The organism is Aquimarina mytili (assembly GCF_016735115.1).
Lineage (GTDB): Bacteria > Bacteroidota > Bacteroidia > Flavobacteriales > Flavobacteriaceae > Aquimarina > Aquimarina mytili.
Genome location: NZ_JAERQJ010000005.1, coordinates 24,775 through 38,832 on the forward strand (window position 1 = coordinate 24,775; position 14,058 = coordinate 38,832).

The following is a 14,058-nucleotide window of genomic DNA, read 5'->3' on the forward strand; positions in this document are numbered from 1 at the left end:
AAATCTTTTTTTTACTGACAATATTTTAAGAGTTTTGGCCGTTTCTTGATATTACTTCAAGAAAAATAACCTAACACTAACTCAAACTCAACAAAAATGAAAAAAAGCTACAGAAGCCTTATTTCAACTATTGGCTTCACGGGGAAAACAGCCAAGGAAATGAGTATCTTTGTTTTTACAACAATGTTACTTATATCTGCTGGACTTTTTGCACAAACACCTGTACAAAGAGCGGCAATGGCTCAAAAAAGTAATTTAACTAAACTAAACCAACTACAAACTGAAACTGCTCAAAAATCAGCATTTCAGAAAAAAGAAGCATTAGCCATCGCTAAACGAAATGGATGGCAAGTAAGAACAATCCATGAAGATGGAAGTGTTTCTGAACTACAAAAAGTAGTAGATGGTAAACCTATTTATTATAAAACATATAATGTATCTGCTGCCAGATCAACCAGAGCAAATCACCTTAATGCAGGAGGGTCTTTAGGATTAAACCTAGACGGTCAAAATATGACAGCTTATGTATGGGATGGTGGACATGCTCGTGTATCACACCAGGAGTATGATGGCCCAGGAGGAAACAATCGTGTTTCTGTAGAAGATGCCACTGCTGAAGGTGGACTAGATCTTAATTTTCACGCTGCGCACGTAACCGGAACCGTTGTGGCTTCTGGAGTACAAGCAAACGCCAAAGGGATGGCACCTCAGGCAAGAGTACGAGGATACAAATGGAATGATGACGTATCTGAAGCTACTGCTGCTGCTGCCAATGGAATGTTACTTTCAAACCATTCTTACGGTTTTAGAAGTGATTTAGTTCCTGACCAATACTTTGGAGCTTATATCGAAGATTCTCGTAATTGGGATAATGTGATGTTTAATGCACCTTTTTACCTAATGGTTGTTGCAGCTGGTAACGATGGTAATCAAAATTCATATAATGGAGCTCCTCTAGACGGGAATTCTTCTTATGATAAACTTACAGGACATTCTACTTCAAAAAATAACCTGGTAGTTGCTAATGCCCAAGATGCCAATGTAAATAATGATGGTACTCTTGTAAGTGTATCGATCAATAGTTCTAGTAGTGAAGGACCAACTGATGATTACAGAATCAAACCAGATATTACTGGTAACGGTACAGGTGTATATTCAACCTATGAGAGTAGTGATACTGCATACCAAAGTATTACGGGTACTTCTATGGCTTCGCCAAACGTTACGGGATCTCTTTTGTTATTACAACAACATTATAACAACTTAAACGGAAGCTTTATGAGAGCTGCAACACTTAAAGGCGTGGCTTTACATACTGCAGATGATGCAGGACCTTCTGGACCTGATGCCGTTTATGGATGGGGGTTAATGAATGCTAAAGCTGCTGCTGAAACTATTTCTACAGCCTCTAGCGGTGAGTCTAAAGTTGAAGAATTAACACTAAACAGTGGTCAGACGTATACAATTACTGTTGATTCTGATGGAATTAACCCTTTAATGGCTTCTATCTCATGGACAGATAGACCGGGGACTGCTACTACTGCAACTAACTCTAACACTCCAGTACTAGTAAATGATTTAGATATTAGAGTAACTAAAGGGTCAACAACGTATAACCCATACAGATTAACAGGAATTACAACTAACGGAACTGGTGATAATAATGTAGATCCATACGAAAGAATTGATGTAGCGGGTGCTACTGGTTCGTACACAATTACAGTAACTCACAAAGGTTCTCTTACAGGGGGAAGCCAAAACTTCTCTCTTATCGTTACAGGATTAACAGGAACTCCTGTTGTTTGTAATGCAACAGTACCAACTGGAGTAAATACTTCTAACGTTGGATTTGATAAAGCTACTGTAAGCTGGACTGCTGTTCCAGCTGCAACATACGATCTAAGATATAGAGTTGCGGGTACTTCTGCTTGGACAACAAGTGCTGTAAACGGAACTTCTTCAGATTTAACTGGATTAACTGAGTTAACATCTTATGAAGTACAGGTAAGAAGTAAGTGTGATGATGGTACAACATCTGCATATAGTAGTACAGTTACATTCGCTACTACAGAATTCCAATTGGTATATTGTGATTCTAACGGACAAAATACAAACGACGAATATATTGGTCGTGTTCAGTTAGAAACTATCGATAACGCCACAGCAGCCGGATCTGGTGGATATAGTGATTTCACATCTATTTCGACAAGCTTAGCTAAAGGTAGCGATTATGCCATCTCTATTACACCAACATGGTCAGGTACTGTATACAACGAAGGATATGGAGTATGGATTGACTATAATCAAGATGGTGATTTTACAGATGCTGGTGAGCAAGTCGTAAGTCAAGCCGCAACGCAAACTACACCGGTAAGCGGAACGTTTACAGTTCCTACTGGAGCTAAAGACGGAAATACAAGAATGCGTGTTTCTATGAAATATAATGGAACTCCAACATCTTGTGAATCTTTCCAATATGGAGAGGTTGAAGATTACACTGTGACTATTGGAGGTGCAACTGCAGATACGCAAGCGCCAACAGTACCAGCTGGTTTAGCTGCTTCTAATATTACTGAAACTAGCTTAACCTTAAACTGGAATGCTTCTACGGACAACGTAGGTGTAACTGGTTATGACGTATATCAGGGAAGTACAGTAATAGCTACTGTAACTGCTACAACTACAAATGTAACTGGATTAACGGCTAGTACTGCGTATCAGTTTAGCGTAACTGCTAAAGATGCTGCAGGTAATGAATCTGCTGCTAGTACAGTATTAAATGTTACTACAGCAGGAACTACAGGTTCAGGATGTACATCTGGTATTACTGCTTTCCCTTATAACGAAGGATTTGAAAATACACTAGGAGCTTGGACACAAGCTACTAACGATGATATTAACTGGACTGTTGATGCTAGCGGAACTCCATCGAGAGGAACTGGACCATCTAGTGCTACACAAGGATCATACTATATCTTTGTAGAAGCATCAGGAAACGGAACCGGATTCCCAAACAAACAAGCTGTATTAAACTCTCCTTGTTTTGACCTTAGCGGTCTTTCTGAGGCAAGTTTCACATTTAGCTACCATATGTATGGTGCCGCTGATATGGGAAGTATTGCTGTAGATGCTAGTACTGACGAAGGTGCTACATGGACAACTATTTGGAGTGAAACAGGTAATAAAGGAAACTCTTGGTTAGATGCTAGTATAGACCTTGCTACCTATGTTGGTGGTGGTGTTCAACTACGTTTCAACAGGGTTACCGGATCTACTTGGCAAGCAGATATCGCGATTGATAATGTATCTCTTACTAGTACTTCAGGTGGAGGTTCTGTTGATATATGTGAAGGTGTTGCACCATGGAGTAGCACAGGATTTTATCAAACTGGAGATCGCGTAACCTACCAAGGTAGTTTATACGAAAGAACTGCAACGGGATGGACAAATCTTGGAGCTTGTGGAACAACTACCGCTTTTGCTACAGCTTCTGATGCCAAAGGACCACCATTTAATGGTTCTGAAAAACCAGCATTTAGTGCATTCCCAAATCCAGCAACATCGTATTTAAATGTTTCTGTAAGTAACCCTGAAACTGTTCCATATGAACTTTACAATATGAGAGGACAGGTAATGGATCGTGGAACATTTACTAAAACAAAAACTATAAATGTTAATGGATTCCCAGCTGGACATTATATATTGAGTGTTGGCGATAAAATCAAGCATATTATTGTTAGAAAATAAAACCAATAAATAATCAAATTTTAAAAACCCTGAAACATGTAGTTTCAGGGTTTTTTTATATCGCTACATTACCAAAATAAATGTGTTACGGCTTACAGCATATATAGAACTACGGTTTAAACATAAATATTCGAAAAATACACTGATTTTGTCGATCAAATACAAAACTAAATTACCAAATCCTGTAATATTTAGTTAAAATTTTACACATTTTTCATTTGTTTCTGTAAGTAAAAACCTACAATTTTGAAATGAATAGAATTCCATAATTTTATGTTAACGTACTGTTAATAGCATGTTAACATTTTCTGAGTCAATTTTTCACAGTCATTCGTCGATTTTATTTTAAATAATGAAAATAATTCAACACATTTGTCGCTTTCGTTGAATTATTTTCAATGAAATTGAATAAATGCTAACTCAAACTCAACAAACATGAAAAAACACTACAAGAATGCTATTTTGCTATCAGCGTTCAGTTTTGCTTCATTGTGTCTTACGGCACAAGAGAGCAAGCAGGAGAATTCTTTCAAACAACCGGAAAGTTTAATTCAAATTGATGTACAACAAAAGAGTTCACAGAACATCTTTCAAAAGTATATTGGTTTAAGTGAAGGCAACTCCTTTACAAGAGTTGAACAAAAGACAGATAAGCTAGGAATCACTCATGAGAAATTTCAGCAGATGTATAAAGGTGTTACTGTAGAATATGGTACTACTAGACTTAATTCTAAAAACGGAAAAGTTTCTTCAATTAGCGGAGGAGAATATTACAATGTAAAAAATCTAAATACTACCCCTAAATTATCAGCAACACAAGGTTTGCAAAGAGCAATAACCAATATTGGAGCCACAAAGTTTATGTGGGAAAATAAAGCTGCCGCAAATGCTATAGGATATGCTAAACCTGTTGGAAAACTAACTATTCTTCCAGATCTTGATTCTAAAGGTAAAGATGGAGTAGTTACTAAGTTTAATCTGGCCTACAAATTTGATATCTATGCTACTGCTCCAAAAATAAGCAGAGGAGATGTATATGTGGATGCACATACTGGAAAAATATTAGCATACAATGCTACCATCAAACATGTTGGCGAACACAGCAACTCTTCAAAAAACCTAAAAGTTCTTTCTATTGATAATACTGCACGTATTAAAGGGTTTGAAGCTGCACCTTTAGCTACAGGTAATGCCGCTACACGGTACAGTGGTAACAAAACGATTACTACACGCACCATAAGTGGAAGTTTTGCTCTAAGAGATAACACAAGAGGTAGTGGTGTAAACACCTATAACAGCGGTGGTAACAATAGCTACCCATCTACAAACTTTACGGACAACGATAATAATTGGACCGCTGCAGAATTTAATAATGCTGCAAAAGATAATGCTGCATTAGATGCGCATTGGGGAGCCGAAGTAACATATGACTATTGGTCAACTGTGCACTCCAGAAATAGTTTTAATGGTAGCGGTGCTGCAATCAACAGTTGGGTACATTATGATAACCAACCAGGAGGAGCAGGATATGATAATGCATTCTGGAATGGTAGTGTAATGACCTATGGTGACGGTTCTTCAAACGGAACTGAAGGAAATGGGTTCTTTGATGCACTTACTAGTCTTGATGTAGCAGCTCATGAAATTGGACATGCCGTTACTACGTTTACAGCCGATTTAGCATATAGAAGAGAATCAGGAGGTTTAAATGAAGGATTTTCTGATATCTGGGGAGCCGCTGTAGAACATTTTGCTAAAGGAAATGGTAATGATGCTGCCCCTTCTGCTGAAGTATGGTTAATTGGTGACGAAATTGACAGACGTAGCGGATCTGCTGCATTACGTTCTATGAGTGATCCAAAATCGCTGGGACAACCTGATACTTATAGAGGAACAAATTGGAGACCCGCAACAGTTGCTGAAGGGTGTATAACACCAATAGGAAACCCTAATGATCCAAACTATAATGACCAATGTGGTGTACATACCAATAGTGGTGTTTTAAATTACTGGTTCTACTTAGCCGTAGCGGGTAGTGCAAATACAGATGGTGTAAATGATAATGGAGATGCTTTTACCGTTGCCGGAATCGGAATGGATAAAGCCGCAAAAATTGCATACAGAACCTTAAACGTATATTTATCGGCCAATTCTACATTCTTAGATGCCAGAAATGGTTCTATACAAGCTGCAAAAGATTTATATACAGCCGGTGGAGCCGAAGAAATTGCAGTAACCAATGCATGGCATGCCGTTGGTGTTGGACAACCCTATGGTGGTGGCGGTAGTACTTCTTACTGTGGCTCTAACGGAAACAGTGTAGCCGATGAATATATTAGTAGAGTTCAATTAGGGTCTATTGATAATGCAACTGGTGCAGGTACTGGTGGGTATAACGATTTTACTTCTATTTCTACAACCCTGACTCCAGGATCTTCTCAAACCATTACAATAACTCCAACATGGACGGGTACAAAATATAATGAAGGATACGGCGTATGGATTGATTACAATCAAGATGGTGATTTTGCAGATGCAGGAGAACAAGTGTTTACGCAAGCAGCTACACAAACTACACCTGTTAGCGGTTCTTTTACTGTTCCAACGGGAGCTACCGAAGGCGCTACAAGAATGCGTGTTTCTATGAAATACAATGGAATTCCAACAGCCTGCGAATCCTTCCAATATGGAGAAGTTGAAGACTACGAAGTAGTAATCGGTGCTGGATCAGCAGATACACAAGCCCCTTCAATACCAACAGGATTGGCAGCCTCTAATATTGCTGAAACTACACTAACCTTGTCATGGAATGCGGCTACAGATAATGTAGGAGTAACAGGGTATGACGTATACCAAGGAACTGCAAATCTTGGTAATGTAACAGGTACTTCTGCAAATATTACAGGATTAACAGCAAATACTGCATATCAATTTAGTGTAAGAGCTGTAGATGCTGCCGGCAATACTTCTGCAGCTAGTAGTGCAGTAAATGTTACTACCGCTGGTGGAGCATCAGCATGTACATCAGGTATTACATCTTTCCCATATAACGAAGGGTTTGAAAATACATTAGGTGCATGGACACAGTCTACAACCGATGATATCAACTGGACCGTAGATGCTAGTGGAACTCCATCTAGAAATACAGGACCATCTAGTGCTACTCAAGGATCATATTATATTTTTGTAGAAGCTTCAGGAAACGGAACTGGGTTCCCAAATAAACAAGCAGTCTTAGAGTCGCCTTGTTTTGATCTTTCAGGACTTAGCAATGCAAGTTTCACATTTAGCTATCATATGTATGGAGCTACAGATATGGGAAGCCTTGCTGTAGATGCCAGTACTGATGAAGGAGCAACATGGACCTCTTTATGGAACCAGACTGGAAACAAAGGAAACTCTTGGTTAACGGCAAATATCGATCTTTCAGCATATTCTGGTGGAGGTGTTAAACTTAGATTTAACCGAATCACAGGATCGACATGGCAAGCCGATATTGCTATTGACAATGTAGCTTTAACCTCTGGATCTGCTGCAGCATTTGCAGGAGCTATTCCAACAGAAGCTAAAAGTGAAGTATTCTCTTTATGGCCTATCCCTTTGAAGTCAGGAGACAGATTAAATGTTTCTATTAAAAAATCAGCTACTCCTCAAAAGTATACAATTATCAATACTATGGGACAGGTGGTAGAGCAAGGATCATTTAATGGTGCTATCGACACCGACGGATTAAGAGCAGGTCTATATTTCCTTAATTTGGACGGAAACAAAAAACCATTTGTAGTACAATAAATCACTATAAACAATCAATATTTATATCCCCTGAAACTAAGGTTTTGGGGGATTTTTTTTATACAACCTTTTCTAACATCTATCGAGGATTAAGTCAAGTTAATTCCATATCCAGAATAAAGTCAGTTAGGATATAAAAAGATCATAACCAACTCAATTAAAGATAAATAACAACAAAAAGTTATGTTAATCCTATTGTCTTTTTTATAATAAAAATCTATCTTCATACTACTCTTATAGTTCCCTAGTAAACATTCTTCGTCATTATTTTAATAAACATTTATTTACCAAAAGAACTTATATTTTTTGAATAATTATTGGTGATAATAAAAATCCAGAATAGGTGTGGTTTAAAATATTTAGATGCAATAATAGCAATAGCTATTGCAGTATTATTACAGATAAAAAATAAAAACCTTACTAATGACAGAACAAATACCCAAACCTTCGACAAGCAATCAAAAAAGGCATCGTTCAGAAAATAAAAACAAGTATCAACAATTTATTAATCCCACTTCTAGTTTTTTCAGCCAGGATGTAGCTCAGAAAAAAGAAACCCCTTTTTTCGAAAAAACGCCAAGTAATCCATTTTTCAAGTCATCCCATAAGTCATTTCATATTTCTCCTATACAAAAGAAAAAAACAGAAGAAGAGGTTCAAACGAAAGAGCATCCCATCCAGAAAAAAGTTCATCCTGACCCCAGCCCAAGGACAAACAACACTGGTTTACCTGATAATTTAAAAACAGGAGTAGAAAACCTCTCTGGTTATGCCATGGATGATGTAAAAGTGTATCGTAACTCTGATAAACCATCCCAGTTACAGGCACACGCTTATGCACAAGGAACAGATATCCATTTAGGGTCAGGGCAAGAAAAACACCTACCTCATGAAGCATGGCATGTAGTACAGCAAAAACAAGGGAGAGTAAAACCGACCATGCAAATGAAAAGGGAAATAAATCTAAATGATGATCAAAGTTTAGAACGGGAGGCAGATGTGATGGGAGAAAAGGCGGCAAACTTTGATAACCGATTACCCCTAAATAAGCCTGAAAGAAATATCTCTTTTCCTTCTACAGGATATTCTAGTCAAATGAAAGTGGTACAACGCACAGAAATAGATGCAAAAAAATATGTAACTAAAAACTGGGAAAAATTCTCGCAATTTGGTATAAAACAACACACTGGGAATTACCTCATGTTGCTCCTGAAAAGACTTTGGGATGACAGCAACGAAGAGTTTGGAAAACTTCTTCAAATATTACTTAAAGGTTTGTCACTAGCACCCGATGCACCAACTGACGGATATGATCCGCCAACATTATATGATGTTTTTACTGCATTGGCTGAGCAAATAGGGGAAGATTATGCTGCTCATCAATTTGCAAAATATGATTCGTTATATATGAAAGCCAGCTCGTTACTGCGCTATTATGAGCCTTCGAAAAATGTTACTTTCCCCTATTTTACACAAAAAATAATTGAAACTAAAACTCCAAGTGTAATTTCTCCGAATCCCGGTATTGGCGTTGTTGCTCTTATTCCAACTCATCCGACAGGGAAAAAGCCTAAAGATATTGCCGCCACTTATGGGGCAGGGTTCCCGGCTAAAGAAGCCAAACGAAGATTTGGATTATCTGTGGGAGCCAATGCCTTTTCGGGCTTAGGCCAGGATAAGGCTGCCGTCAATTCAGTTAGGACTATGATGAAAGGCTTTGGATCACCGGGATTTCCTGTAGCACTTATTGGATATACATGGAAAAAAACATGGCAGTCCAAAAGAGACTCTCGACCAGTTGAAGACGAACATCTCTTAGCCAAAATGGAATTTATGAACCCTGGTGAAAAGAGAAAAGTGAACCAAGAACCTCTGGAGTTTATACCGCATGGTTATTTACGGGAGATGATCGTAAAAGCAGAAGCAACCTTAACGGTAAAAGAAATAATTGCTTCCAGGCCTGAAGTGAATAACGTTTATTACCATATTGCAGACGATGATGCACCTAGCGTAAAAACTCTGAAAGGAATTGGTGTATACACGGCGTATCAAAATTACATCAGAAAAGGATTTAAAGATGGATATGGTGCCCCAACATTATTGGCGGGAGGATACAGAGTGAGACGAGAAGACAACCCCGACAAAGGAGACATTCCTCGGACGGAGCAAGGAACCAAATTGTCTGAAATTGCTAGTGACATTGACCACCTTACACGCTATCAAGTTGCCCGAATAGACCCAAGAATCCCTTATCTTTCAGAAGCCAATCTATTAGTTAATTCGGATACTATGAATGATCAAATCACCCACCCCAAAACCATTACAGGTGAAATATTCGGTGGCTTTAATTTTGAATCCGGTAACCTCAAACGATTCTTAAAATTAGATCTATTATCTACCCCAAATGCCCAGGCCGTAATGGATTATGTGTATGATGCATCTCTCGTTACCGGCACCAAAGGTGGAGGAAAAAGGTTTTATTCATACAAATTCAAAAAACCCGAAAACTACTATGAACAGATAAATAGCATGGAGGACCCCAAGCCATGGAATGATATTCTTTCTCAGACCTACAAAAATGCCATTTCTACAAGTCAGAATATCGGAGGAATGGGTAGTCTGGCTATCAATCTTAGTCATTTTTTTAAGAGCACGAGTGAATTGAAAGTATCATCAGGGGAGATTGCCCGACGAGCAAAAAAAATGATAGAGGGGATGAAATATACCAATAAATTAGGAGATGCTCTCCTTAAAGAGCCTGGTATGCGAAAAGAGCTAGGAAACATTGATGATTCCTTTGGGGATGAGGATCATCAAATGTACATTTCACAGACTATTGAACGCACAGTAATAACAGCCCTAAGAGTGCATGAACAAATGTATGAGCGTATGGCTACCGCTTTGTATAAATATATCCAAGACTATGTAAAGAAGCAAAAAGTTGAAAGGCGGAGATATTAGAGAGCCAGGCAACAATAATTATAGGTGTAATAAGTTTTCTATCTCCTAATATACGTACGCTTACCGTATATGCACCTCTAAACCCTTATTTTTCTTCGTATTTAGAACCCCTCCTCCTACTTTCGTATTTATAAAATCAATTTAAAATCGAACGTATGAAATTTTTAAAAATCTCAATCCTGGCATGTCTTACATTGGCATTCAGCACAACCTTAAATGCTCAATCCAACATCAAATCTTATGACTTTAAAAAAGGTGAAATCCTGGACATTCTCTTACTTACAACAAAACCAGAAGGAAATGCTTTATTCAAAAAATATAGAGAAACAGCTTTTCCTGTAGCCATAAAAAGAAGTTACAAACCTCTTCCAGGATTTAAAATAACCGAAACTACACAAGGAAATATACAGCCCACAAGCTTTTTATTCGGAAAATGGAATGATTTACAAAATAGAGAGGCATTTATTGCCGAAATTGAAACCTTTGTTCCTGATTTTCATAAACAACGCAGGGATATTTGGTCTATTTTTAATCTAGTCTATTATGAAATGCCTCAAGATACTTCATTCAAAATCAATAAAGACAAATTTATTGTAGCCACGGCATATTGGAAAAAGAACTCAAAAGCTTTTCAGGAGTTTAAAAAAGGATGGATGCAAAAGGCCAAGTCCAAAGGTGGAAAAAGTGTACTAGAACTTACCAACGGTAAATCCCCGGTAGGATATTATTATAATCCGGATTATATGGTTATTACACAATGGGAGAACAAGGCTGCTTTTGAAGTTTTTTATAACGAAAATCTTAAAATGAATCATAAAGCGGTACAACATGTTAACCAGTTTGTGATTAACTAACTATTTTAGAGCCTTACAAACCACTTGCTCAAAACTATTGTATGCAATCTTTTTTAAATCAACTCGTCTATTTCGGCTATTTTCAAAGCATATTTTTGCTATGTATTTATCTTTTTTCGTCCAAAAACCGAAAAAATATAAATGGATATGTAGCTTTTTTTGTAGTCGTTTTGGCGATTGGTTTATCTGGGCGGGTTTTATACATATCAGGTATTTTTGGGCAGGAATATAAGCTAGTTACTTTTTCTGAATTTGCCACGCTATTATTTGGACCTACCATCTATCTTTTTGCAAGATCTTCGTTGCTTAATCAATATTTTTCGTACAAGGATATCCTTCATTATATCCCTGCCGTTTTTTATAATATTGCAATTACGATTCTAATTATATTGCCTTCAGATCAAGTACTAAGGGCCAGAATAGAAAGTGGAGAACAATATCGAATTATCTTGCTGTTAGTCGGTATTGGACTAGTTTTTAATATCACCTATTATATTTTTGGTCTTCATGTTTTTGTAAAATTCAAAAAAGACATCCAAAATGAAGTAAGTTACACCTTAAAAACCCAGTTTTTTCTGAACTTTCTAATCGCTATCGGGATATGCCTTTCGTGTTGGTTCACCATGTACATATTAAGCATTCTAGGATTTCAGATACTGAATAGATTAACCTGGCAAATCGTATGGTTAAGCATTGCCTGTATTATTCTTTTCATCGCTTTTTATGGAATGAAAGAGCCTCAGTTATTTAAAATCACTCCTTTGATAACCGCTAAAAAATATACGCAATCAAAATTATCTACGACAGATCTAGATCGATTAAAATCACAATTAGAAGTTTTGATGCAAGAAAAGAAACCATATCTAAATAATAAACTACTCAAAGCCGAACTTGCCGAAATGCTCGGTGTAAGCAACCCCGAAATGGCACGTTTGCTTAATGAGAATATCGGTATGAACTTCTTTGAATATATAAACTATTATAGAATAAAAGAGTTTGTATCTCTTGCAAGATCAGAAAAAGCCAAAAATCTCACTTTTTTTGGGTTGGCTCAAGAAGCTGGCTTTAATTCTAAAACAACATTTAACAAATCATTCAAAAAATTGATGGGTACTTCGCCATCAGAATATTTCAACAATCAAATATCTTAAATATTATGTTTAAAAATCTATCTGCCATAATAATGATTGCCTTACTATTTTCGGCAACATGTTTTGCACAATTAAAAACCCCCGCAGCCAGCACATCAGCCAAAGTAATCCAAACTGTAGGCCTAACTGATATCGAAATCCATTACTCTCGTCCTAGTGCTAGGGGTCGATCTATCTTTGGAGCCGACAGTGTCGTCCTGTTTGGTAATCTTTGGAGAACAGGAGCTAATGCCGCAACCAAAATTATTTTTGGTGATGATGTAACGATCTCGGGCAAAGAACTTAAAGCTGGGGCCTATGCCATCCTTACAAAGCCCGGGGCCTCTAGATGGGATATCTATTTTTATCCATATGAGTCGTCTAACTGGATTAGTTATGTGAAAAAAGAACCTGCGGTTACAATTAGTAGTGCTAAAACAACGGTTTCTGACAAAATAGAAACATTTACTATTAGTATTGATAATATTGCTATGGAAACTGCTGATCTAGTATTTGCCTGGGAAAAAACCAAAGTGATGCTGCCGATACAAGTAGAAGTACATACAAAAACCATGGCCAATATAGAAAAGGTTTTAGCTGGCCCGACGACTTTTGATTACTATAGAGCAGCTTTATACCTACACGAAAGTGGTAAAGATCTGAATACAGCTCTACAGTATGTTCAAAAAGCTACTAAAGCTGATAATCCAAGGTTTTTTCAAGTCTATCGCGAGGCTTTAATTCTTGCCGATCTTGGCAGAAAAACCGAGGCTATTATTGCTGCTAAAAAATCATTAGAATTATCTAAAAAGGCAGGGAATGATGATTTTGTACGTTTGAACGAAAAATTAATTAAAGAATGGTCTAAGTAACATCATTATCAAATCATAGAATAAATGAGTACATTTAAGTCTAAAACTCATCTATAATGAAACTTAAATATGTATTCTTACTATTAGCAATTCTTGGGGTATGCTATACCTGGTATTTCAATATTCAATTTTATTTGACCGCAGAAGACACATCTATATTAAACTATATTACACAAACCAAAACAACATTTCCAGCAAGGTCCTTTAGTGCCGATTTATTAGTAGTGGTTATTACGTTTTTTGTATGGTATATCCCAGAGGCTATTAAATTAAAGATAAAATACTGGTGGGTACTAATCCCATTGACATTTTTAGTAGCGATAGCATTTACATTTCCATTGTTTTTATACCTAAGACAATCTAAACTAGAAAAATTAAATGCGGTTTAGTATTTATTATTAACTGCTAATCGAACCTGCATGGTAATAGATTTAACAGACCCTAATAATTATTTCATTATTTTAACCAAAACAAAGACTTAACATCTTCAAATCTTAAAAAAACGTTAACAAAAAAATCATTTTGTCAAAAAAAAGAACTATATTCGCAGCATAAGTATTGCTTCACACCCCCAATCATTGCACACATTTTATTCATTTAGGTTTCACTTTTTAAATTAAAGAATTAACAAGTATTAACAATATTTGATAGTGCGGAAACGTTTTCCAATCTATTGCTTGCTTGTAATTATATCGAAGAGAA

Annotated in this window: 7 protein-coding genes; all 7 read left to right on the forward strand. The window is 36.9% G+C overall.

Translation table 11 applies throughout. The features are described 5' to 3' along the window. Positions 1–96 precede the first annotated feature (96 nt). The 7 genes from JJQ60_RS13310 to JJQ60_RS13340 all read left to right on the forward strand — a co-directional run bounded on the left by JJQ60_RS13310 (position 97) and on the right by JJQ60_RS13340 (position 13,745). Positions 97–3,747, forward strand: coding sequence for a S8 family serine peptidase (locus JJQ60_RS13310; protein WP_201920838.1), 3,651 nt, complete (start codon positions 97–99; stop codon positions 3,745–3,747). A 435-nt stretch (positions 3,748–4,182) separates the two neighbouring features. Further along, the gene (locus tag JJQ60_RS13315; RefSeq protein WP_201920841.1) at positions 4,183–7,539 is read left to right on the forward strand and encodes a M4 family metallopeptidase; all 3,357 of its coding nucleotides are present in this window, start codon (positions 4,183–4,185) and stop codon (positions 7,537–7,539) included. A gap of 423 nt (positions 7,540–7,962) precedes the next feature. Then, positions 7,963–10,500: an eCIS core domain-containing protein gene (locus JJQ60_RS13320; RefSeq protein ID WP_201920844.1), complete on the forward strand. Its 2,538-nt coding sequence runs from the start codon at positions 7,963–7,965 to the stop codon at positions 10,498–10,500. A gap of 155 nt (positions 10,501–10,655) precedes the next feature. Further along, a complete protein-coding gene (locus JJQ60_RS13325) occupies positions 10,656–11,354 on the forward strand; it encodes a hypothetical protein (RefSeq protein WP_201920847.1) in 699 nt (232 codons plus the stop codon). Positions 11,355–11,395: 41 nt separating this feature from the next. Next, on the forward strand, positions 11,396–12,505 hold the full coding sequence (locus tag JJQ60_RS13330; protein WP_201920850.1) for an AraC family transcriptional regulator: 1,110 nt from the start codon (positions 11,396–11,398) through the stop codon (positions 12,503–12,505). Positions 12,506–12,537: 32 nt separating this feature from the next. Further along, a complete protein-coding gene (locus JJQ60_RS13335) occupies positions 12,538–13,356 on the forward strand; it encodes a DUF2911 domain-containing protein (protein WP_201920854.1) in 819 nt (272 codons plus the stop codon). Between the two features lie 56 nt (positions 13,357–13,412). Beyond that, positions 13,413–13,745, forward strand: a complete 333-nt coding sequence (locus tag JJQ60_RS13340) for a DUF2834 domain-containing protein (RefSeq protein WP_201920857.1) — start codon at positions 13,413–13,415, stop codon at positions 13,743–13,745. Positions 13,746–14,058 lie beyond the last annotated feature (313 nt).

Bases quoted from the DNA above. Each gene is read 5' to 3' on its own strand.
- JJQ60_RS13320 (WP_201920844.1), top strand. From the start codon at position 7,963: ATGACAGAACAAATACCCAAACCTTCGACAAGCAATCAAAAAAGGCAT.
- JJQ60_RS13325 (WP_201920847.1), top strand. From the start codon at position 10,656: ATGAAATTTTTAAAAATCTCAATCCTGGCATGTCTTACATTGGCATTC.
- JJQ60_RS13330 (WP_201920850.1), top strand. From the start codon at position 11,396: ATGCAATCTTTTTTAAATCAACTCGTCTATTTCGGCTATTTTCAAAGC.
- JJQ60_RS13310 (WP_201920838.1), top strand. From the start codon at position 97: ATGAAAAAAAGCTACAGAAGCCTTATTTCAACTATTGGCTTCACGGGG.
- JJQ60_RS13340 (WP_201920857.1), top strand. From the start codon at position 13,413: ATGAAACTTAAATATGTATTCTTACTATTAGCAATTCTTGGGGTATGC.
- JJQ60_RS13315 (WP_201920841.1), top strand. From the start codon at position 4,183: ATGAAAAAACACTACAAGAATGCTATTTTGCTATCAGCGTTCAGTTTT.
- JJQ60_RS13335 (WP_201920854.1), top strand. From the start codon at position 12,538: ATGATTGCCTTACTATTTTCGGCAACATGTTTTGCACAATTAAAAACC.